Source organism: Stenotrophomonas sp. CS3K5 (assembly GCF_059515225.1).
This window is the reverse complement of sequence record NZ_JCAKRX010000008.1, coordinates 153,855-175,120: the sequence shown is the minus strand read 5'-3', so window position 1 is coordinate 175,120 and position 21,266 is coordinate 153,855. Positions and strand designations below refer to the sequence as shown.

General features: G+C 67.4%; 15 protein-coding genes. 7 read left to right on the top strand and 8 right to left on the bottom strand.

Features of this window, described 5'->3' with window-relative positions:
* Positions 1-28: 28 nt before the first annotated feature.
* The 5 genes from AC5YGJ_RS13595 to AC5YGJ_RS13575 all read right to left on the bottom strand — a co-directional run bounded on the left by AC5YGJ_RS13595 (position 29) and on the right by AC5YGJ_RS13575 (position 4,682).
* Positions 29-571, bottom strand: coding sequence for a hypothetical protein (locus AC5YGJ_RS13595; protein ID WP_496186824.1), 543 nt, complete (start codon positions 569-571; stop codon positions 29-31).
* On the bottom strand, positions 546-1,166 hold the full coding sequence (locus tag AC5YGJ_RS13590; protein WP_496186823.1) for a hypothetical protein: 621 nt from the start codon (positions 1,164-1,166) through the stop codon (positions 546-548). The genes AC5YGJ_RS13595 and AC5YGJ_RS13590 overlap by 26 nt, the downstream gene beginning before the upstream one ends.
* Positions 1,167-1,373: 207 nt before the next feature.
* Positions 1,374-2,114, bottom strand: coding sequence for an acetoacetyl-CoA reductase (gene phbB, locus AC5YGJ_RS13585; protein WP_099495289.1), 741 nt, complete (start codon positions 2,112-2,114; stop codon positions 1,374-1,376).
* Positions 2,115-2,138: 24 nt separating this feature from the next.
* Entirely contained in the window at positions 2,139-3,467 is a 1,329-nt protein-coding gene (locus tag AC5YGJ_RS13580; protein ID WP_049411738.1) for a CitMHS family transporter, read from the bottom strand.
* Between the two features lie 75 nt (positions 3,468-3,542).
* The gene (locus tag AC5YGJ_RS13575; protein WP_107232066.1) at positions 3,543-4,682 is read right to left on the bottom strand and encodes an OprO/OprP family phosphate-selective porin; all 1,140 of its coding nucleotides are present in this window, start codon (positions 4,680-4,682) and stop codon (positions 3,543-3,545) included.
* 276 nt (positions 4,683-4,958) lie between these two features.
* Between AC5YGJ_RS13575 and AC5YGJ_RS13570 the strand changes: the two genes are divergently transcribed.
* Genes AC5YGJ_RS13570 through AC5YGJ_RS13555 form a run of 4 tightly spaced genes read left to right on the top strand, consistent with a single transcriptional unit; the run spans position 4,959 to position 8,792 of the window.
* Positions 4,959-5,648 (top strand): response regulator transcription factor, encoded by a 690-nt coding sequence (locus AC5YGJ_RS13570; RefSeq protein WP_249842897.1) that lies wholly within the window; start codon positions 4,959-4,961, stop codon positions 5,646-5,648.
* The gene (locus AC5YGJ_RS13565) at positions 5,641-7,032 is read left to right on the top strand and encodes a sensor histidine kinase (protein ID WP_107232089.1); all 1,392 of its coding nucleotides are present in this window, start codon (positions 5,641-5,643) and stop codon (positions 7,030-7,032) included. Before AC5YGJ_RS13570 ends, AC5YGJ_RS13565 begins: the two co-directional genes overlap by 8 nt.
* Positions 7,029-8,084, top strand: coding sequence for an ABC transporter substrate-binding protein (locus tag AC5YGJ_RS13560; RefSeq protein WP_309333571.1), 1,056 nt, complete (start codon positions 7,029-7,031; stop codon positions 8,082-8,084). Before AC5YGJ_RS13565 ends, AC5YGJ_RS13560 begins: the two co-directional genes overlap by 4 nt.
* Positions 8,085-8,144: 60 nt before the next feature.
* A complete protein-coding gene (locus AC5YGJ_RS13555; RefSeq protein WP_249842900.1) occupies positions 8,145-8,792 on the top strand; it encodes a response regulator in 648 nt (215 codons plus the stop codon).
* 72 nt (positions 8,793-8,864) lie between these two features.
* Here AC5YGJ_RS13555 and AC5YGJ_RS13550 read toward each other — a convergent pair whose 3' ends face one another.
* The gene (locus tag AC5YGJ_RS13550; RefSeq protein WP_496186822.1) at positions 8,865-11,513 is read right to left on the bottom strand and encodes a hybrid sensor histidine kinase/response regulator; all 2,649 of its coding nucleotides are present in this window, start codon (positions 11,511-11,513) and stop codon (positions 8,865-8,867) included.
* 66 nt (positions 11,514-11,579) lie between these two features.
* Positions 11,580-12,746: an OprO/OprP family phosphate-selective porin gene (locus AC5YGJ_RS13545; protein ID WP_249842902.1), complete on the bottom strand. Its 1,167-nt coding sequence runs from the start codon at positions 12,744-12,746 to the stop codon at positions 11,580-11,582.
* A 329-nt stretch (positions 12,747-13,075) separates the two neighbouring features.
* On the opposite strand from AC5YGJ_RS13545, the gene AC5YGJ_RS13540 reads away from it, so the two are divergent.
* Positions 13,076-14,419 carry a dicarboxylate/amino acid:cation symporter gene (locus AC5YGJ_RS13540; protein WP_107232074.1) on the top strand — a complete coding sequence of 448 codons (1,344 nt, stop codon included), beginning with the start codon at positions 13,076-13,078 and terminating at the stop codon, positions 14,417-14,419.
* A gap of 230 nt (positions 14,420-14,649) precedes the next feature.
* Complete coding sequence (locus AC5YGJ_RS13535) at positions 14,650-16,941, top strand: NADP-dependent malic enzyme (protein WP_107232075.1); 2,292 nt, start codon at positions 14,650-14,652, stop codon at positions 16,939-16,941.
* A gap of 384 nt (positions 16,942-17,325) precedes the next feature.
* On the opposite strand, the gene AC5YGJ_RS13530 is transcribed toward AC5YGJ_RS13535, so the two are convergent.
* Positions 17,326-20,670, bottom strand: coding sequence for a GH92 family glycosyl hydrolase (locus tag AC5YGJ_RS13530; protein ID WP_496186821.1), 3,345 nt, complete (start codon positions 20,668-20,670; stop codon positions 17,326-17,328).
* Between the two features lie 388 nt (positions 20,671-21,058).
* Here AC5YGJ_RS13530 and AC5YGJ_RS13525 point away from each other — a divergent pair, with 388 nt between their 5' ends.
* On the top strand, positions 21,059-21,256 hold the full coding sequence (locus AC5YGJ_RS13525) for a zinc-finger domain-containing protein (RefSeq protein WP_057497568.1): 198 nt from the start codon (positions 21,059-21,061) through the stop codon (positions 21,254-21,256).
* Positions 21,257-21,266 lie beyond the last annotated feature (10 nt).

The window sequence follows — 21,266 nt, the reverse complement described above, 5'->3', positions numbered from 1 at the left end:
GTTCGTCATGATGATGTGTCGGGGAAAATCAGAAACGCTCCCCTGGCCAGCTCAACGTGAGCTGGTTCATGCAGTCGCGGTCATGTTCGGAGAACGAGAACCCGATCTGGATACCGTTCACCACCGTGCCGAACACCGTGGACTCGTCGAGGCTATGCCCTGATGGAACGGAAAGGACATTGAAGCCGGGGTAGCGACGACCCATCTGTTTTCGCGAGATGCAGGCACCGCTCAGCGAGAGCGTGACGCCCTTGATGATTCGCCCGGACGCATCGGTGTGGATCTGGCCAGAGGCCCCAGTGATCCGCCCGGCGATCACGAAGGGTGCCAGATCGATGGTGGCGCTGTCGCCCCGGCCCATTCTTGCTTCCGAACGCGAGCCGGGTGGAGCCAGCGGGGACAGCTGCGCGACAAGGTCAGAGCGCGCCAGCTGCAAGGACCAGCGTTCCACGAGCCGCCATGTTGCCCCCGCCTCTTCCGCAGTGGCAGCGGACGTGGCTGCTGTTGCAGAACCGGCAACCAACAGGCTCAGGAACAGAAGAAGTTCAGGGACGGGCTGCGATCGCTTCATCGTAGATCCTGCCGTAGAAGTCGTTGTAGTTCTCGCCGGTGGTCGAAGTTACGTTGTTGTCGCAGAACAGCTTACCCACTTGCCGGTCCATGTCTTCACCGCCGGCCTCGGCCTGTGCGATGAGGCCGGGGCCGTTGGACGCCGCTACGCCAATGTCGTAGTACCCCAGGCTGGTCACCAGAAGCTCACTGCGCGCGGTGAGGTTGTTGAGCACGGCTTTCCCCTCCATGGTGCAGAAGTGCTGGATGAACGCACCTCGGGTGCTCAGAACGATACCCTCGAAGTACAGCGCATGCCCTACTTCGTGGGCAATGGTTGCGATCCGGAAGTAATAGCCCGGAACGTCGGAAGAATCGCAGTCGAAGGACTGAATGTAGATCCGGATGGGATTGCGATTGGTATAGGACGCGGGGGCCCAGGAGAACGTCCACTCCGGATGGCCGGTGATCTGTGCGTCGAGCGTGGGGGCGCCCGGGATCAGCCAGTCGGGGCAGCCCAGACCTGTGATCACCCGCATGGGCGGTGGCTCTGCCCGGGCTGGTACCGCCAGCAGCGTAATGGCGACCACAAGAAGAGCAATCAGCAACGCACGCATGCCAACCTCCTTGATCCGCGATTCAAGCCGTTCGTCCATCGGGCTCGGCGAGCGTTGGCAGGTATAGCACCAGTTCTGCCGTGGTATCGAGCAGTGCGTCGCAGAAATGCAGAAACAAAAAGAGGCCGGATTACCTCCACGACGGAAGGTGATCCGGCCCCGCGCACTCCGTGGGGGAGGCGCTCCACGCGTTGCGTGGAGATGGGCTCAACCCATGTAGAGGCCACCATTGACCGGGTAATCGGCGCCGGTCACATACGAGGCTTCATCCGAGGCCAGCCAGGCGCACAGCCCGGCCACTTCCTCGGGGCGGCCGAGGCGGCGCACCGGTACAGAGGCCGCCAGCCGGTCCAGCACATCCGGCGGGAAACTGCTGATCGCCTGGCTGGCGATGTAGCCCGGCGACAGTGTGTTGACGGTGACCCCGCGCGAGGCGACTTCGGCAGCCAGTGCGCGGCTGAAACCGTGCATCGCGGCCTTGGCGGTGGCGTAGTTCACCTGGCCGATCTGGCCCTTGTGGGCGCTGACCGAGCCGATGTTGATGATGCGGCCCCAGCCCCGCGCGGCCATGCCATCGACCACCTGCTTGGTCAGGTTGAACAGCGCATTGAGGTTGGAGGCGATCACCGCGTTCCAGTCTTCCACCGTCATCTGCCGGAACAGCAGATCGCGGCTGCCGCCGGAATTGTTGACCAGTACGTCCACCTCGCCGACCTCGGCACGCACCTTGGCGAACGCGGCGCTGGTCGAGGCCCAGTCGGTGGCGTTGCCTTCGGAGGCGATGAAATCAAAGCCCTGTTCGCGCTGCTCGCGCAGCCAGTTGGCCTTGCGCGGCGAGTTCGGCGCGCAGCCGGCAACCACGGTGTGGCCGCTGCGGGCCAGGCTCTGGCAGATGGCAGTGCCGACACTGCCCATTCCACTGGTGACGTAAGCGATTCGAAGCGTCATTGCAGAAGGCTCCTTGGCAAGGGGTCAGGCGGCGAGGGGATACAGGCCGAACAGCAGGCTGCCGATCATCAGCAGCATCGAGATGGCGATGGCCCACTTCAGGGTGAACTTCTGGTGGTCGGCGAACTCGACCTTGGCCAGGCCCACCAGCAGGTAGGTGGACGGCACCAGCGGGCTGAGCAGGTGCACCGGCTGCCCGGCCAGCGAGGCGCGCGCCATCTCCACCGGCGTGATGCCGTAGTTGCTGGCCGCCTCGGACAGGATCGGCAGCACGCCGAAGTAGAAGGCGTCGTTGGACATGAAGAAGGTGAACGGCATCGACGCCACAGCGGTGATCACCGCCAGGTACGGGCCCCACGATTCCGGAATCACCGCCAGGAAGCTGTGCGACATGGCTTCGACCATGCCGGTGTTGTTGAGGATGCCGGTGAAGATGCCCGCGGCGAAGATCAGCGACACCACCGACAGCACGTTGCCGGCGTGGTTGACCACGCGGCGGCGCTGTTCGGCCAGGTTCGGGTAGTTGATCACCAGCGCGATGGCGAAGCCGACCATGAACAGCACCGGCATCGGCAGCACGCCGATGATCAGCGCGGTCATCAGCGCCACGGTCAGCGCCAGGTTCACCCACAGCAGCTTCGGCCGCTTGATGTCCTCGGCGTCTTCCACGGTCGGCAGCGCGTTGCTGTCGTCGGACACGCTGTTGTCCATCCAGCTGCCGCCCTTGGGCAGGGTCACCACGCCCAGGCGACGGCGTTCCTTCAGGCCCAGGTACCAGGCCAGCAGCAGCACGCCGGCGCAGGCGATCACCATCGACGGGATCAGCGGCACGAACACATCGGCCGGGTCCACGTGCAGTGCGGTGGCCGCGCGTGCGGTGGGGCCGCCCCACGGGGTCAGGTTCATTACGCCACCGGCGAGGATGGTCACGCAGGTCATGTTCAGCGCGTTCATGCCCAGGCGCTGGTAAAGCGGCAGCATCGCCGAGACGGTGATCATGTAGGTGGTCGAGCCGTCACCGTCGAGCGAGATCAGCATTGCCAGCACCGCCGTGCCGAGCACGATCTTCATCGGATCGCCCTTGACGAAGCGCAGGATCACCCGCACCAGCGGATCGAACAGGCCGGCATCGATCATCACCCCGAAGTACAGGATGGCGAACATCAACATCACGCCGGTCGGCGCGATCTTCTTGATGCCCTCCAGCATCATCTCGTCGATGCCGGCGCCGAAGCCGCCGATCAGCGCGAACAGGATGGGGATGGTGATCAGGGCGACGAGCGGCGACAGGCGTTTGCTCATGATCAAGTACATGAACGTAATGACCATGCCAAAGCCGAGGATGCTCAGCATCATCTGCGGACTCCTTGCGAATACAGGACGTGGGGGAGTGGAAGGGGCCCGGGCGGCATGCCCGGGAAGCCGGGCTCAGAAGTCGTACTGCAGGCGGCCGGTGACCGCGCGCGTGCGGTCCACCGTGATCCCGGCCAGGCGGTCGCGGTTGCGGCTTTCGATCACGTTGAGCATGAAGCGCAGGTTGTCGCGCAGGTACCAGTTGCCGCCCAGCGTCCACGCTTCGGTACTGCCGCGGCGCAGGTCGGGCGCGCCATCGAGATGCTGCGCGCCCCACATCTGGTCATAGCGCAGCGCCACTTCGAAGGCACCGGCCTTGTGGCGGATGTCCTTGACCCGTGCGAAGCGGCCGGTCTTGCGGTCATAGGCGCGGCTTTCGCCGGTGACGAACCAGCTGACCATGCCGTAGGCGGCCATCACATCGCCGCGCTGCGCGCCGTCATCGAAGGTGGCACCGCTGAACTCGCCCTGCCACGACAGCGGGCCGCGCACCTGCGCGTACTCCAGCGACCACTTGTTGACGTCGGTATCGCGGCCGGCCGAGAAGTCGACCAGGGTCAGGCGGCTGTTGTCGGACAGATGACCGGCCGGGCGCGGGCGGATCTTCAGGCCCGGAACGCCGTTGGCGCCGGGGTTGTCATAGGCCTCGCGGGCCAGCGACAGGCCCAGGTGCAGCACGTCGCCGTCGGCGGGCGAGGGCGCCCAGGTCACGCGGCCACCGGCGGCACGGCCCTTTACCTGCCAGGCATCGATGCTTTCCAGGCTGTACACACTGGCCGCCCAGGTGAAGTCACCCGGGTTGGCCTGCCACGACGCGCCCAGCCGGTACAGCGGCGCCAGCGTGGTGCCGGCGTTGCCGCGCTCCAGGAAGCTGCCGTAGTTGGAGCTGGTGCGGTCATCCAGCGAGAAATACTGCTTGAACTGGCCGACGGTGAGCTTGCCGGCCTTGCCGAAGCTGCGCGCCAGGTACACGTCCTTGGCCTCGACGCGGTCGCCGGAGAAATCGGCTTCCAGCTTGTAGTCGACCACGAAGAACTTGCCGGACACATCGACCCAGGCACGGCGGATCTCGGTGTCGTCCTTGTTCGGGGTGCCGCGGTTGTCGTTGTCGAAGGTGGCGAAATCCAGGTGCAGGCGGCCACCGAGGGTGGCGGTGACCGGACGGTCGTCTTCGGCAGCGAAGGCCGGTGCCGACAAGGCTGCCAGCGCCATCATGGCGGCAGGACGCCGCCAGGCAAACGTGAATTCCACAAACCCTCCCAGGTGCGCGCCAGGCGCGCGGCAATCGTGGGCACCGGACGGTGCGCGGCCGCAGTCTGGGTTGCCGTAGCTGTCATCGTCCTGTCAGCGGTTTGTGCGGTGCAGCGTAAAAGGTCGCCGGGCACGGTCCGGCGCTACCCATGCGGTGTATCCCGGTGGCGTCGGGCCACGCCCGGCGGGCGGACCGTGCGCCATGCGGTAGCATTCGCTTCCCCTCCCACCGGTGTGCCCATGCGCCTGCTGCTGGTCGAAGACAACCCGGATCTGGCCGATGCGATCGTCCGTCGCATGCGTCGCAGTGGGCATGCGGTGGACTGGCAGGCCGACGGCCTGGCCGCTGCCAGCGTGCTGCGCTACCAGAGCTTCGACCTGGTGGTGCTGGATATCGGCCTGCCCAAACTCGATGGCCTGCGCGTGCTGGCCGGCATGCGCGAGCGCGGCGACAGCACGCCGGTGCTGATGCTGACCGCACGCGATGGCATCGAGGACCGTGTGCAGGCGCTGGATGTGGGCGCCGACGACTACCTGGGCAAGCCCTTCGATTTCCGCGAATTCGAAGCGCGCTGCCGTGTGTTGCTGCGGCGCGCGCGTGGCCAGGCCAGCGAAGTGGTGCAGATCGGCGGTTTCCAGTTCGACAACGCCGCGCACCGGGTCAGCCTTGATGGCGAGGCGATCGAGCTGCCCAACCGCGAGTACCGCCTGCTGGAGATCCTGGTCGGTCGCCTGGGCCAGGTGGTGGGCAAGGACGAGATCGGCAACGGCCTGTTCGGCTTCGATGACGAGGCCGGCCCGAATGCCATCGAACTGTATGTCGGGCGCCTGCGGAAGAAGCTGGCTGGCGCACCGTTGCGCATCACCACCGTACGCGGCGTGGGTTATCTGCTGGAAGCCAGCGACGGCAGCGGCGACGCCGATGGTTGATGCACGCGCTGCGAATGCCGCGCCGGGCTCGCTGCGACGCACGCTGCTGCTGTATCTGGGTGCGTTGCTGGCAGTGTTCGCGGTGGCACTGCTGTTCGCCGCACGCGATTACGGCCAGCGCGCGGCCAACCGCTCCTACGACCATCTGCTGGTGTCCTCGGCATTGTCCATCGCCGATTCGGTGGCGCTGGTCGATGGCCAATGGCAGGTCGATCTGCCGTACGCGGCGCTGGACCTGCTGGCGATGGCGCCGGAGGACCGCGTGTTCTATCGGGTGGCCGACAGCCGCGGCAACCTGATCACCGGCTACGGCGACCTGCCCGTGCCGTCGCGCCGGCCGGGCACGCAGCCGCAGCTGTTCGACGCTCCCTACAGTGGCGAGACCGTGCGCTTCGTGGTGGTCGGCCGCAGCTTCGCGGCGGCCTCGGCACAGGGCGAGGTGCAGGTGCAGGTGGGCCAGACCCGGCGTGCGCGCGAAGCGGTGGCGCAGGACATGGTCAACCGTGCCCTGCTGTCGATCGGCGTGCTCTCCGGCCTGCTGCTGGCCCTGGTGGCGTTCGGCGTGCACCGCGCGTTCCGCCCGCTGGTGCGGGTGGAGCGCGAGCTGTCGCGGCGCGAACCGTCCGACCTGAAGCCGCTGGACGCCCGCGTGCCGCGCGAGATGGACCAGATGGTGGCGGCGCTGAACCGCTTCATGGAGCGGCTGTCCAGCAGCAACGAGACGTTGCGCGCCTTCATGGCCGAGGCTGCGCACCAGATGCGCACCCCGCTGGCCGCGCTGCGCGCGCAGGCGCAGCTGGCGCTGGACGATGATGATCCGGAGGACATGCGGCGCAGCCTGCAGGCGATCGAGCGCAACGCCACCCACATGAGCCGCCTGCTCAACCAGCTGCTGAGCGACGCCAGCGTGATCCACCGCTCGCATCTGCAGCGCTTCGCGGCGGTGGACCTGGCCGAGACCGTGCACCAGGCCCTGCATGAAGCCCTGCCACAGGCCGGCCCGGCACCGCGCGTGCAGCTGGCGATGACCGCTGAACCGGTACAGGTGCATGGTGATGCGCTGCTGCTGCGTGAGGCGATCAAGAATCTGGTCGACAACGCGCTGAAGTACGGGGGTGACGGTCCCTTGCAGATCGCGCTGACCGTCGAGGGCGAGCAGGCGGTGCTGACCATTGCCGACCACGGCGCCGGTATCGCCGCCGCTGATGCCGGGCGCGTGTTCGAACGCTTCGCACGTGGCGAGGGGGCGCCCTCTGGGGGGGCCGGGCTGGGCCTGGCCATCGTCAAGCGCGTGGTTGACAGCCACGGCGGCCGCATCGATCTGAGCAACCGCCCGCAGGGCGGCCTGGTCGCCACCATCCGCCTGCCCCGGAGCAGTTCATGATCCGCCTGTTCACCGCTGCCGTTGCTCTGCTGCTGGCCCTGCCGGTGCTGGCCGCGCCTGGCGAGGTGCGCCGTTTTCCGGCACAGGGAAAGGCCACCGCGCAGCTGCGCATCCACGGCACCACCGACATCGAAGTGTTCGCGGTGGTGATCGCCGACTACCAGCGCCTGCACCCGGGCACCGAAGTGGTGTACGAGGACATCATCACCCAGGACCTGTACGCGCGTTACCTGCATGACCGCGCCGGACCGGCCTCGCCTGACCTGCTGATCTCCAGCGGCATGGACCTGCAGACCAAGCTGGTCAATGACGGCCACGCATTGCCGCACCGCTCGGCGCAGACCGCCGCGTTGCCGGCCTGGGCGCAGTGGCGCAACGAGGCCTTTGGCATCAGCTACGAGCCGGTGGTGATGGTCTACAACACACGCGCGCTGCCAGCGGCGAAGGTGCCGCATACGCGACGCCAGCTGCTCGACCGCCTGCGTGCCGAAGGCGCGCCGCTGCGCGGCCGGGTCGGCACCTATGACATCGAGCGCAGCAGCGTCGGCTACCTGCTGGCCACCCAGGACGCGCAGCGCGGCAGCATCGCCGGTGCGTTGCTGGGCGCGCTGGGTGACAACGACGTGGTGCGCGAGGAGCGCACCGGCGTGCTGCTGGACAAGGTGGCCAGCGGACAGCTGTCGCTGGTCTACAACGTGCTCGGTTCCTACGCGCAGGCGCGCATCGACGCGGGTGCTCCGCTGGGCATTGTGGAGCCCGAGGACTACACGCTGGTGGTGCTGCGTACCGCAGTGATTCCACGCACCGGCCCACACCCGGAAGAAGCGCGGCGCTTCCTCGACTACCTGCTGTCGCCACGCGGCCAGCAGGTGCTGTCACGCGAGGCGCGGCTGATGCCGATTGTGACCGGCAACGCCCGCGCCGACGATGCCCCCGGGCGCAGCCGCCGCCCGATCCAGCTCGGCCCCGGCCTGCTGGTGTACCTGGACGCGCTCAAGCGCCGCCAGTTCCTCGACGCCTGGCGCAGCAGCGTGGAGCCGGCAGGGCGCTGATGTGCTGGTAGCGCCGGGCCATGCCCGGCGGATGCGGTTTGCTGCCCGTACAATGGCGGCATGAGCGAATACACCATCCTGATTGCCGATGACCATCCGCTGCTGCGTTCGGCGGTGGTTCAGTCCCTGCGGCAGAGCCTGCCGCTGGCGCAGGTGCGTGAGGTGGCCAGTGCCGAAGCGCTGGCCGCAGCGCTGGATGCACACCCGGACGTGGACCTGGTGCTGCTCGACCTGACCATGCCCGGTGCACACGGTTTTTCCGCATTGCTGCATGTGCGCGGCTCGCATCCGGATATCCCGGTGGTGATCCTCTCGTCCAACGACCATCCGCGGGTGATCCGTCGCGCGCAGCAGTTCGGCGCCGCCGGTTTCATCCCGAAATCGGCCCCGGCCGAGACCATCGGCGAGGCGGTGCAGGCGGTGCTCGACGGCGGCCTGTGGTTCCCGGCGATGGCGGCCGAGCGTTCCGAGGCCGATGCGCTGCTGGCCAGCCGCCTGGCGCAGCTGACCCCGCAGCAGTTCCGCGTGCTGCTGTGCCTGGCCGATGGCCTGCTCAACAAGCAGATCGCCTACGAGCTTGGCCTGGCCGAGAACACGGTGAAGGTGCACGTCACCGCGATCCTGAAGAAGCTCGAGTGCCACAGCCGCACCCAGGCGGCCGTGCTGGTGAAGGCGCTGGAGCCGGAAGGGGATGCGGGTGGGATCTGACCCCACACTGCTGCTTTTGTAGCGTCGAGCTTGCTCGACTGGGCTGGCAACAGCAGTCGAGCAAGCTCGACTCTACCCCCGATGCCGCAACAAAACCTGCGTCATCAATGCCCGCAGCGCGGGCGGTCGCACGGGCTTGAGCAGAAAGCCCCAACCGTTCTCGGCGGCATGCGCCTTCAGTGCCTCATCACGCTCGGCGGTCACCAGGATCACCGGCGGCCGTGCCTTCCACAGCGTGCACAGCGCCTCGTACAGGTCCGGACCGTGCCATTGCCCCATGCGCACGTCCAGCAGCAGCAACTGCGGAACGTTCAATGCACTGGCGATCTCAAGTGCCCCCTGCGGCCCATCGGCAAGTTCCACATTGCAGCCCCAGCGTTCCAGCAGCGCGCGGGTCGCTGCACAGACATGGGGGTCATCGTCGATGCTCCACACCCGACACTGGCGCAGTGGGCTGTCATCAGACGGCTCGGTCACGATGACTGGCGCCGCCGGCGGTGCGATCACATCGTCGGCGTGCCCAAGTGCCACGCTCACCGTGAACACGCTGCCCTTGCCCAGCGTGGAACGCAGACTGATGCGATGACCGAGAAGGCGGCCGATGCGTTCGACAATGGCCAGTCCCAGGCCGGCGCCGCGTTCCTGCTCCACGCCATCGTTCAGGCGGCGGAACTCTTCGAAGATCTCACCCTGCAGGCTTTCCGGAATGCCCGGGCCCTGGTCATGCACTTCGATGCGCAGCTGGTCGCCTGCCCGCCGGCAGCCGATCAGCACGCGCCCACGCGGGGTGTAGCGCAGCGCGTTGGACAGGAAATTCTGCAGGATGCGCCGCAGCAGGGCCTCGTCGCTGACCACCACCGCGCGCGTATCCACCCAGTGAAGTTGCAGGCCACGGCTCTGCGCGGCAATGCCGAACTCACGGGCCAGGGTTTCCAGCAGAGGCGAAATCGCAAAGGCGCGCACGCGGATCTGCAGCGATCCTGACTCCAGCCGCGAGATATCCAGCAGGCTGTTGAGGATCGCATCCTGCGCCGCCAACGCCGCGTCGATATGGTCGGCGGTCTGCTGCTGTGCCGGGTCACTCAGTTTGCCGCGCAGCACCGAGACGAACATGCGCGCGGCGTTGAGCGGCTGCAGCAGGTCGTGCACCGCCGAAGCCACGAAGCGGGTCTTGTAGCGGTTGGCCTGTTCGGCCTCGCGGCGCGCCTCATCCAGATCATGGGTACGCTCGGCGATGCGGTGCTCCAGCGCGTCGGCCAGCGAGCGCAGTTCGCGCGCGGCGTTCTTGTAGCTGGTGATGTCGGCATAGCTGGTGACGAAGCCGCCGTCGGGCAGCGGGTTGCCGCGGATCTCCAGCACCGTGCCGTCGTCTTTCTCGCTCTCGCGCATATGTGGACGGCCACTGCGCAGGTGGTTGAGGCGGCGTTCGATGGCCTCATCGACCGGGCCGGGCCCAAGCAGGCCGCGGCGGGCATTGAAACGGAACAGTTCCTCGATCGGACGGCCGACGCGCACCAGGTCTGGCGGGAACCGGAACAGTTCCAGATAGCGTGCATTCCATGCCACCAGCCGCAGTTCGCGGTCGATCACCACCACGCCCTGCGGCAGGTGCGCCAGGCTGCGGCTGAGCCCGCTGTCGGCATCGGTAGCGGCCTGCAGCAGGCCATCCTGTGCGGTGCGCAGTTCCTGTGCGTGCTGCTTGAGCAGGGTTTCCAGCTCGCGGCGGCTGCGCAGGCGATGCTTGGCCAGGCGCCGGCGCTGTTGCACGAACAACACCAGGAAGCCCAGCGCCAGCCACGCCGCGCCCCCGGTGACGGCGGCGGCCCGGCCGGCGCTGCTGGCGGCGCTGGCGTCGTGCAGCAGGTGCAGGTTCCAGCCTTCGGCCGGCAGCACCAGGGTCTGCCACAGCATCGGCTGCGGCAATGCGGGGTCGAGCAGGCGCACCATGCGTCCGCCGTCGGCCAGCACGTCTTCGGTACGCGCGCGCAATGGCTGCAGGGCGCGATCGGCGTACTGGCGGGCGTCGAGCATCTCGCGGCGCTCATCGGCACCCAGCGGCCGCAACAGCCGGTAACGCCAGGCATCGCGGTTGGCCAGGAACACCACGTCATGGTCATCGCTGGCCAGCACCACATCCGGGCTGCTCAGCCATTCCTGCTCCAGCGCCGACAGTTCGACCTTGATCACCACCACGCCCAGGCGCTGGCCGTCTTCCTCGATGGCCTGCGACAGGTAGTAGCCCGGCACGCCGGTGGTCATGCCGATGCCATAGAAGCGGCCACGGCCCAGGGCCAGGGCCTGGCGATAATAGGGCCGGTAGCTGTAGTTCTCGCCGACATTGGTGGTCGGCTGGTCCCAGTTGCTGGCCGCCACCGCCACGCCGTCATGGCCGACCAGGGTCAGGGTGGACGCTCGGGTGACTTCGTTGGCACGTTGCAGCTTGAGGTTCAGCCGCTGCCGTTCGGCAGGCGAGGGCGGCACGCGCAGGGCGTGCAACAGGTCCGGGTCAAGCGCCAGCACCTGCGGCAGCGTGCCGAAGCGGTCGATGCGCTGCTGCAGGCCCTGGCCATACAGCTGCAGTTGGCGTTGCACCTGGCTGCTTTCGTCGCCCAGCGCGCGGCGCCAGGCGTAGTGTCCCGCCGCAACCGCGCACAACACGGTGCCACCGACCATCACCAGCAGGGTCAGCAACAGCATCCGGTGGCGGCTCAGCCAATACATGGCGGCAGTCTACGCAGGGCCGGCGGGCGTGGCGTGCACGCCCGCCGGGATCTGACGTGGAAGGGGTCAGAAGTGCATCTGCGCGCGCAGTTCGAAGATTTCCGGCGTGCTGTGCACGCCACGACGGCTGGCGTCGACCTTCACGTAGTTGGCCTGGAACTTGAAGTGGCTGGTCAGGTACCAGTTGGCGCCGATGGTCAGGTCGTGCTGGCGGCCGCCCAGGATGCTGCCATCGTCCAGGTCCAGACGGCTGTAGCGGGCCAGCAGTTCCACTGCGCCGTAATCGTGGGCGGGCTTGATGTTGGCCACCGCGCCGGCGTTGTACGGGCGCGATTCGCCGGTCAGCACCCAGCTGGCCATCGCGTACTGGCCGCTGCCGGTGTAGTCGGGCAGGCCCTTGCGGGTGACGGTGGCCTGCAGGGCTTCGGCCTGCAGCGAGAACGGGCCGCGGATCCAGATGCCTTCCAGGCCGGTACGACGGATCTGGTCGGCGGTGACCAGTGCGCCGGAATCGACGTAGCGGATGTCGGTCAGTCCGGCTTCCGGGCGTGCACGCAGGCGCGCGCTGGCCTCGTGGTGCACGTCACGGCCATCGCTGTAGCCGCGCGGGTTTTCCTGCGAGTAGGCCACGCCCAGGTGAATCACATCACCCGGTGCCTTCACCGGCGTCCACACCGCACGTACCGCCTGGGTGGTGCCGGGGTTGTCGCCCTGCAGATCCTTGCCGCCATAGGCGCCGGCCTGCAGCAGGTACTGCGGGCGCTCCAGCACCCATTCCACACCGGTGCGGCGGCCGGCGTAGAACGCCTGCACCGGCAGCGCGGTTTCCAGGAAGCTGCCGGCGCGCGAAGAGGTATTCGCGTCCAGGCCGACCGGGGTCTTCATGTAGCCGAAGCGGAAGCGGCCGACGTCACGGCCGAAGAAGGCCTTGCTCTCCAAGCGCACGAACACGTCCAGCCAGGTGTCGGCCTGGAAGTCGTAGTACACCATCGCGTCATACACGCCCTTCTTCTTCAGCGTCGCGCCGAACTCCTTGCGGCGCACGGCGTCGTCGTCCTCAAGGCCGCTGGCCGAGGAGAAATCGTTGTAGTCGTAGGCGATGTTGGCGGTGGCCGCCAGCTCGGTGCCGTCGCCGAAGGTGTACTTGGTCGGCCAGTTGTCGAAATCCGCAGCCGAAGCGAAGGCGGGAAGGGCGGCCAGGGACAGGGCCAGCAAGGTGGGAATCGGGCGCATGTTGGGTGCGGCTCTCTCAGATTGCGTGTGGACAGGACAACAACGGCCGCAAGGGCCAGAACTTTCGCGAAGACATGCCCGGCCGTTCAGCACGGGCCACCGGTCTCCCCGGGAGCGGCGGTGCGGCGCCAGTGTAGGCATCACTGCCAGCTGAACCGGGGGGCTAGTACCAATAGGTTATCTGCGCCGGCGTGCCCGGCGCGTACAAAGGCGTCCATTGGTCGCACCCTGCGCGTGCTGCGCAGGGCCTGCGAGCAGTTTCCACGGTAACGGTTCCCGTGCAGTCCCGGGCCCGTACGTGCCTGAAAACGCCCCTTCCGGAGTCCGCCATGCACATCCCGACCGCAGCACCGGCGCCTGTCAAGCCGTTGCCGATCTACCGCCAGCTGTATTTCCAGGTGATCGTGGCGATCGTCCTGGGCGCCATCCTCGGCCACTACGAGCCGCTGATCGGCGAGAAGATGAAGCCGCTCGGCGATGCGTTCATCAACCTGGTGAAGATGATCATCGCCCCGGTGATCTTCCTGACCATCGTCACCGGCATCGCCAGCATGACCCACCTGCGCACGGTGGGCCGGGTGTTCGCCAAGGCGATGGCCTACTTCCTGTTCTTCTCCACGCTGGCACTGATCGTCGGCATGATCGTGGCGCACGTGGTGCAGCCCGGCGCCGGCATGAACATCAACCCGGCCGAGCTGGACCAGACCGCGGTGCACAGCTACGTCGAGAAGTCGCACGACCTGACCCTGGTCGGCTTCCTGATGGACATCATCCCGAAGACGCTGCTCAGCGCCTTCGTCGACGGCAACATCCTGCAGGTGCTGTTCGTGGCCGTGCTGTTTGGCATCGCACTGGCGATGGTGGGCGAGAAGGGCAAGCCGGTGCTGAACTTCCTGGAGGCGCTGGTCGCCCCGGTGTTCAAGCTGGTGCACATCCTGATGAAGGCCGCCCCGATCGGTGCCTTCGGCGCGATCGCCTTCACCATCGGCAAGTACGGTGTCGGCTCGCTGATCAACCTGGCCTGGCTGGTCGGCTCGTTCTACCTCACCGCCTTCCTGTTCGTGGCGGTCATCCTGGGCCTGGTCTGCCGTCTGTGCGGGTTCTCGGTGTTCAAGCTGGCGCGCTACCTGAAGGCCGAGCTGCTGCTGGTGCTGGGCACGTCGTCGTCGGAGTCGGCGCTGCCGTCGCTGATGGAGAAGATGGAACGCGCTGGCTGCAGCAAGTCGGTCGTGGGCCTGGTGGTCCCGACGGGCTATTCGTTCAACCTGGACGGCACCAACATCTACATGACCCTGGCCGCGCTGTTCATCGCCCAGGCCACCAACACCGAACTGACCCTGGGCCACCAGATCGCCCTGCTGTTGGTGGCCATGCTCAGCTCCAAGGGTGCGGCCGGCGTCACCGGCGCTGGTTTCATCACCCTGGCCGCCACCCTGGCCGTGGTGCCGGAGGTGCCGGTGGCCGGCATGGCGCTGATCCTGGGCGTGGACCGCTTCATGAGCGAATGCCGCTCGCTGACCAACTTCATCGGCAATGCCGTGGCCACCGTGGTGGTCTCGCGCTGGGAAGGCGCGCTGGACCGCAACCGCCTGCAGCTGGCGCTGGACGGTCGCGAAAGCGAGCTGCCGCCGCCGGTGGACGCACTGCCCGAGGCGCTGCCGGCCAAGGGCTGACCCAGGTGTGTGGTACCGCGGGGCCGATCACAATAGTGGTACGGCCCCGCGGCGTTTCAAGGCGTCCCACGGCTGTCACGGGAGGCGCCGAAGCTGGTATCCCGGTACCGTCGCATACGGCACGGAATTGTGCGGTCGCAGCATGGCTGCGACAGGATAGCGACAGGTCCGGACGCTCCAACGGGGGTATCATCCCCTGTCCCTTCTGCCCATTCATGTAACCCACATCGATGTCCAACGAAGATTTCAAACAGGCCGCCCTCGATTACCACCGGATGTCCCCGCCGGGAAAGATCAAGGTTTCCGCTACCAAGCCCATGCTGACCCAGCGCGACCTGTCGCTGGCGTATTCGCCGGGCGTGGCGTACGCCTGTGAAGCGATCAAGGCTGACCCGCAGCAGGCCAGCGAGCTGACCGCGCGCGGCAACCTGGTGGCGGTGATCTCCAACGGCACCGCGGTGCTGGGCCTGGGCAACATCGGCGCACTGGCCGGCAAGCCGGTGATGGAAGGCAAGGGCGTGCTGTTCCAGAAGTTCGCCGGCATCGATGTGTTCGACATCGAAGTGGATGAAACCGACCCGGACAAGCTGGTCGACATCATCGCCTCGCTGGAGCCGACCTTCGGCGGCATCAACCTGGAAGACATCAAGGCGCCGGAATGCTTCGTGGTCGAGCGCAAGCTGCGCGAGCGCATGAAGATTCCGGTGTTCCATGACGACCAGCACGGCACGGCGATCATCGTCGGCGCGGCAGTGCTCAACGCGATGGCGATCACCGGCAAGAAGATCGAGGAAGTGAAGCTGGCGACCACGGGCATGGGCGCGGCCGGCATTTCCTGCGTGAACATGCTGGTGCAGTTGGGCCTGAAGCCGGAGAACATCCTGGCCTTCGACCGCGAGGGCGTGATCCACACCGGCCGTACCGACCTGGACCCGGAAAAGCAGCGCTATGCGCGCGACACCGACAAGCGCACCCTGGCCGAGATCGTCGACGGCGCGGATATCTTCCTGGGCCTGTCGGCACCGGGCATCCTGACCGCCGAGATGGTCAAGACCATGGCGCCGGACCCGGTGATCTTCGCGCTGGCCAACCCGACCCCGGAAATCATGCCGGAACTGGCGCGCGCCGCGCGTCCGGACGCGATCATCGGCACCGGCCGTTCGGACTACCCGAACCAGGTCAACAACGTGCTGTGCTTCCCGTACCTGTTCCGCGGTGCGCTGGACGTGGGCGCGACTGCGATCAACGAGGAAATGAAGATCGCCTGCGTGCGCGCCATCGCCGCGCTGGCGCGACGCGCCGCCACCGACATGGGTTCGGCCTATGGCGGCGAGACCCCGAGCTTCGGCCGTGAATACCTGATTCCGCGCCCGTTCGACCGCCGCCTGCTGGTGGAGCTGTCGGCCGCCGTGGCCCAGGCCGCGATGGATTCGGGCGTGGCCGCGCGTCCGATCGCCGACATGGGCGCCTACCGCGACAAGCTGGCCCAGTTCGTCTACCGCACCAGCCTGATGATGAAGCCGGTCTACGACCGCGCGCGCAGCGACAAGCAGCGCGTGGTGTACGCCGAAGGCGAAGAGGAAGTGGTGCTGCAGGCGGTGCAGAACGTGGTCGATGACGGCCTGGCGCACCCGATCCTGATCGGCCGCCCGGAAGTGATCGAATCGCGCATCGAGCGCCTCGGCCTGCGCCTGAAGATTGGCGAGAACGTTGAAGTCACCAACATCAACGACGACCCGCGCTTCAACGAATACTGGCAGTACTACCACGGCCTGACCGGCCGCCGTGGCGTGACCGTCGCCGCGGCGAAGAACCTGATGCGTTCGCGCCCGACCCTGATCGCAGCGGTGATGGTGGCCCGTGGCGAAGCCGATGCGATGCTGACCGGCATCGTCGGCCGCTTCCACAAGAAGTTGGGTTACGTGCGCAGCGTGCTGCCGCTGGAACCGAAGGTCACCTCGACCTCGGCGATGACCGGCGTGATCAACCAGCAGGGCGTGTTCTTCTTCGTCGATACCCACGTGCAGGAAGACCCGACCGCCGAGCAGCTGTGCGAAGCCACGCTGCAGGCGGCCTACCGCATGAAGCTGTTCGGCATCGAGCCGAAGGTGGCGCTGCTGTCGCACTCCAACTTCGGCAGCCACGACTCGAAGGACGCGCTGAAGATGCGCCAGGTGCGCGAGCTGCTGCTCAAGCGCAACCCGCGTCTGAACGTGGATGGCGAGATGCAGGGCGACACCGCATGGGACGAAGCGCTGCGGCAGAAGCTGCTGCCGGGCTCGACCCTGCAGGGCCGTGCCAACCTGTTCGTGCTGCCGAACCTGGAAGCGGCCAACATCGCCTACAACCTGGTGCGCGTGTTCACCGACGGCGTGGCGATCGGCCCGATCCTGATGGGCGTGAACAAGCCGGTGCACATCCTGACCACCAGCGCGACCTCGCGCCGGATCCTGAACATGACCGCCATCGCGGCGGTGGATGCGCAGATCAGGAAACAGCTGGAAGCGGAAAAGAAGGCGTAAGCCTTCTTTCCAGCGACAGATGCAGAAACGCGCCCCACGGGGCGCGTTTCTGTTTCCGCGCAGCGGAAACCGGATCTGGTAGCGCCGGGCCATGCCCGGCCGAATGCGAGAAGCGCCGCGCTGCGCGCTCGCCGGGCATGGCCCGGCGCTACCAGATGAATTGCAGTCAGGCAGTCATTTGCCTGCAACGCCGCTCCGGCCCAATAAGCCCACGCGGCCCGGCCGTGGGAAGGGACCGGACCGGCCTTCCCACCCTGGGCCCGACCCACTTTTCTTCGACGAGGGTGTCATGCGCAATCGAGTGACGCGGCGGTATTTCCAGCAGCTGTTCGCGCTGTACGCTGGCTTCGTGCAGTCACGCTGAGGCCGCGCCCCCACGCCGGCTCATTGAACCGGGGTCGGTGCCAGCAGTTCAATCTCCGCCAGCGGCAGTCGTCCTGGCGCCGTCAGGCGCAGGCGGTACTCGCTGTAGCGGCCCGGCTTTGCGATGCGGAACGGACGGGTCTGCCGTGCTGATTCGAAGTCCTCGGCGCTGCGCTGGTCGAGCGTGATCCAAGCGCCGCCGCCGGTGCGTGCCTCCAGTGTCCACGCACCGCCACGGATGCTGCCGTCACCGCTGGTCAGCGTGTACATCGTCGGCATGCCCTCGCTCAGCCCGGTCAGCGCGATGGTTGCGCCGCCACCGAGGCCCACCGTGGTACCGGCATCGTCATCGACCAGCGCCGGCAGCGCGCGGCCATCGGCCAGCGTCGCCTTCGCGGTGTGGCCAAGCAGATCGTGCAGCAACTGCGGACGCTGGCCACGCGCGGTCAGCGAGCGCGGCACATCGTCCACGCCGCTGCCCCAACGCGAGGGCTGCGGGCCCATCACGAAGTCCAGGGTGGCGCCCTTGGCGATCAGCTCGTGCGGTACCCAGGTTTTCGTCCACGGCGTGCCGTTGATCTTCAGCGACTGCACGTAGACGTTCTCGCGTGAGTTGTTCTCCGCGTTCACGGTCAGCACCGCGCCGCCCTGCAGTTCCACCCGCGCGTGGCGGAATGCCGGCGAACCGATCACGTACTCCGGGGCGCCCATGCGCAGCGGGTACAGGCCCAGCGAGGCCAGCACGTACCACGCCGAGGTCTCGCCGTTGTCCTCATCGCCCGGGTAACCCTGGCCGATCTCGCTGCCCACGTACAGCCGCGACAGGATCTCGCGCACGTGCTGCTGGGTCTTCCACGGCTGCCCGGCGTACAGGTACATCCACGGAATATGGTGCGCCGGCTGGTTGCTGTGCGCGTACATGCCCATGCGCACGTCGCGCGCTTCGGTCATCTCGTGGATGGTGCCGCCATAGGAGCCGGCCAGCGCCGGGTCGGCGGTTTCCGGGGTGGCGAAGAAGGCATCCAGCTTGGCGGCCAGCTTGTCGCGGCCCCCGTACAGCGCGGCCAGGCCCTCGCCGTCATGCGCGGCGGTGAAGGCGAAGGTCCAGCCGTTGGATTCGGTGTAGTCGTGGCCCCACACGCGCGGGTCGTAGTGCGTGCTGTCCACGCGCCAGCGGCCATCGGCGCTGCGGCCCTGGAAGAAGCCAGCGGCCGGATCGAACATCGTCGCGTAGCTGGCGGCGCGATAGCGGAAGTAGTCGGCCTCGGTGCGGTAGCGCTCGCGCAGTGCCGGGGTGGCCGCACGCCTGGCCAGGGCGTCGGCCATGTTGGCGATGCCGAAGTCGTTGAGCGCGCCTTCCATCGTCCACGACATGCCCTCGTGCACGTCGGCGCTGGCGTAGCCACGGAAGGTCGAACGGTCCATGCCCTTGCGGCCGACATGGCGGTCGGGCGGTACCACCGTCGCGTTCTTCAGCGCGGCGGCATACGCCTCGGCCGGATCGAAGCCACCGATGCCCTTCAGCCACGCATCGGCAAAGGCCACATCCGAGCTGGTGCCGACCATCAGGTCGGCGTAACCCGGCGACGACCAGCGCGCGATCCAGCCACCGGCGCGGTACTGCTCGATGAAACCCTGCACCAGTTGCCCGGCATCGTCGGGGGTGAACAGTGCATAGGCCGGCCAGGTGGTGCGGAAGGTGTCCCAGAAGCCGTTGTTGACGAACACCTTGCCATCGCGCACGCCGGTGAAGCTGCGGCTGGCACTGCCGTCGGTGTTGTCATCGCTGGCGCTGGCCTGGTTGGCGTAGCGCCAGTCCGGGGCCGCCGCAGTGCCGGCGTTCTCGTGGCCGGAGTTCGGGTACAGGTACAGCCGGTACAGGCTGGAGTACAGCGTGGTCTTCTGGTCGTCGCTGGCATCGCCGATGTCGAAGCGGGCCAGGCGTGCGTCCCACGCGTCCTGTGCGCGGCTGGCCACGCTTTCCAGCGTATCGGCGGTGGCGATTTCCAGCGCGAGGTTGTGGCGCGCCTGCTCCAGCGAGATCAGCGAAGTGGCGATGCGCATGGTCACCCGTCGCTCGCTGCCGGCATCGAACTTGATGTAGCCGGTCGGGCGGCCGGTCTCAAGACGTCCGCTGCTGCGCCAGGGTTTGTCGAAGCTGGCCACCACGTACATGCGGCTGGCGCCGTTGGACAGGCCGCTGCGCGTATCGGTGTAGCCGCTCAGGGTCTGCGTGGCCGCATCCAGGCTCAGTCCACCGCGCGCGTCGACGTTGTCGAACAGCAGGTTGGCGTCGCCGCCCTCGGGGAAATCGAAGCGGAACAGCGCAGCATGGTCGGTCGGTGCGATCGCGGCGGCGATGCCGTTGTCGAAGCGCACGTCATAGCGATAAGGGCGGGCGCTTTCGTGGCTGCGATCGAACGACAGCGCGCGCTTGCGGCGGTCGGCCTCCGGCACGCCCTGGCTGGCCGAGGGCATCACCTGGAAGGTCTGGCGGTCGCCCATCCACGGGCTGGGCTGGTGGCTCAACGCGAGCGCCTGCAGTTGCGGGCGATTCTGCGCGTCGTTCTGCTCGTTCCAGCGGTACAGCCAGTTCAGCGCGCCGGCGTCGGTCACCGGGGTCCAGAAGTTGAAGCCATGCGGCACCGCCGTGGCCGGGAAGTTGTTGCCGCGCGAGAAGGTGCCATTGGCCTGGGTGCCGCGGGTGGTCAGCACCCAGTCCGAAGCACGCTGCGGCTGTTGCCGCGTCTGGGCATCCAGGCGCACATCGTCGATCCAGCCGGACACCGGCGCACCGTCGGCGCTGGCCACCTCCAGTTCGATCGCCACTACGCGACGGCCCTTCAATGCCGGCACATCGCCCAGCCGCACCGCCTTGCGTGCCCACTGCTGCGGGTACAGCGTCTTCGACTCGCCCTGCGCGCGTGCGCCGATCGCCACGCCGTGCTGGTCGCGCGCGGCACCGGCCGAAACGCGGCTGCCATCGTCCAGCCGCAGATCCAGCGAGACATAGGTGGAGGCCACGGTGTCCTTGCCGACGATTTCCGGCAACACCAGCCACGACAGCGTGGTGTCGGCCTCGATCGGCAGGTCGGTCCTGAACAGTTCGCGCCGCGCGCTGCCGCCTTCGCTGCTGTAGCGCAGCGCATGCAGGCCGCTGTAGCCGGCGTTGCGCTTGGCCGCGTAGGGCGCGTCCGGGCCGTTGCCGAGGGTGACCTGCAAGGCACCGGCGGCCGCAGCCGGGGCCGGCTCTCCGGGTTCGAACGAGGTCTGCAGCCCCTGTGCCAGTGCCGGCATCGCAGTGGTCGCACAGGCCAGGGCCAGGGCGAGCGGAAGCAGGGCGCGGCGAGGATCGGACAGGGTCATGCAGGGGTCTCCCGGAAGGGCTGGCGGCGGGCAGAACCCGCATCGGCGGACACCACGGACAGCATCACCCCACCCGCCACGTTCGCGGCGGAAGAGGCGATGCCGGTCCGGTGGGGGCGGGCCATGCGATCGGGTCGGATTGGGCAGGTCGAGTGCTGACCTGGGCCGATCCTGCAACAGCCGCCGCAGCCTGACAAGTGCCATTTAGTTCGATCCAAATGCGGGAAATCTGCTCAAGCCCCGGTTTGCGCGAGGAACCGGGCGGATCGATGCAGGCATTTTCCCGGTGCACGCCCGCCGGTACCTCCAACCGCCTGCTGCGGCGCAATGTCCGGGCGGCCCGGATGCTAGAATCACAGCCCTCGCAACCCGTCCATCGACATCCGCCATGAGCCATACCGCCACCGCGCCCGCCAACGCCGAGAAGCGCTACACCGTGCACCGCAGCGAGCTGCCGCTGAGCTGCCCGACCCCGGAAATGGCGCTGTGGAACTCGCATCCGCGCGTGTACCTGCCGATCGAAGACGAGCCCAACGGCGAAGCGCAGTGCCCGTACTGCGGTTCCGTGTTCGTGCTGGCCGACTAAGCGGCCGCCC

What these genes read in the sequence shown, in the direction of transcription:
- AC5YGJ_RS13590 (WP_496186823.1), bottom strand. Translation starts at nt 1,166, where the DNA reads ATGCGTGCGTTGCTGATTGCTCTTCTTGTGGTCGCCATTACGCTGCTG.
- AC5YGJ_RS13560 (WP_309333571.1), top strand. Translation starts at nt 7,029, where the DNA reads ATGATCCGCCTGTTCACCGCTGCCGTTGCTCTGCTGCTGGCCCTGCCG.
- AC5YGJ_RS13580 (WP_049411738.1), bottom strand. Translation starts at nt 3,467, where the DNA reads ATGCTGAGCATCCTCGGCTTTGGCATGGTCATTACGTTCATGTACTTG.
- AC5YGJ_RS13595 (WP_496186824.1), bottom strand. Translation starts at nt 571, where the DNA reads ATGAAGCGATCGCAGCCCGTCCCTGAACTTCTTCTGTTCCTGAGCCTG.
- AC5YGJ_RS13575 (WP_107232066.1), bottom strand. Translation starts at nt 4,682, where the DNA reads ATGATGGCGCTGGCAGCCTTGTCGGCACCGGCCTTCGCTGCCGAAGAC.
- AC5YGJ_RS13550 (WP_496186822.1), bottom strand. Translation starts at nt 11,513, where the DNA reads ATGTATTGGCTGAGCCGCCACCGGATGCTGTTGCTGACCCTGCTGGTG.
- AC5YGJ_RS13570 (WP_249842897.1), top strand. Translation starts at nt 4,959, where the DNA reads ATGCGCCTGCTGCTGGTCGAAGACAACCCGGATCTGGCCGATGCGATC.
- AC5YGJ_RS13565 (WP_107232089.1), top strand. Translation starts at nt 5,641, where the DNA reads ATGGTTGATGCACGCGCTGCGAATGCCGCGCCGGGCTCGCTGCGACGC.
- AC5YGJ_RS13555 (WP_249842900.1), top strand. Translation starts at nt 8,145, where the DNA reads ATGAGCGAATACACCATCCTGATTGCCGATGACCATCCGCTGCTGCGT.
- phbB (WP_099495289.1), bottom strand. Translation starts at nt 2,114, where the DNA reads ATGACGCTTCGAATCGCTTACGTCACCAGTGGAATGGGCAGTGTCGGC.
- AC5YGJ_RS13535 (WP_107232075.1), top strand. Translation starts at nt 14,650, where the DNA reads ATGTCCAACGAAGATTTCAAACAGGCCGCCCTCGATTACCACCGGATG.
- AC5YGJ_RS13525 (WP_057497568.1), top strand. Translation starts at nt 21,059, where the DNA reads ATGAGCCATACCGCCACCGCGCCCGCCAACGCCGAGAAGCGCTACACC.
- AC5YGJ_RS13530 (WP_496186821.1), bottom strand. Translation starts at nt 20,670, where the DNA reads ATGACCCTGTCCGATCCTCGCCGCGCCCTGCTTCCGCTCGCCCTGGCC.
- AC5YGJ_RS13540 (WP_107232074.1), top strand. Translation starts at nt 13,076, where the DNA reads ATGCACATCCCGACCGCAGCACCGGCGCCTGTCAAGCCGTTGCCGATC.
- AC5YGJ_RS13545 (WP_249842902.1), bottom strand. Translation starts at nt 12,746, where the DNA reads ATGCGCCCGATTCCCACCTTGCTGGCCCTGTCCCTGGCCGCCCTTCCC.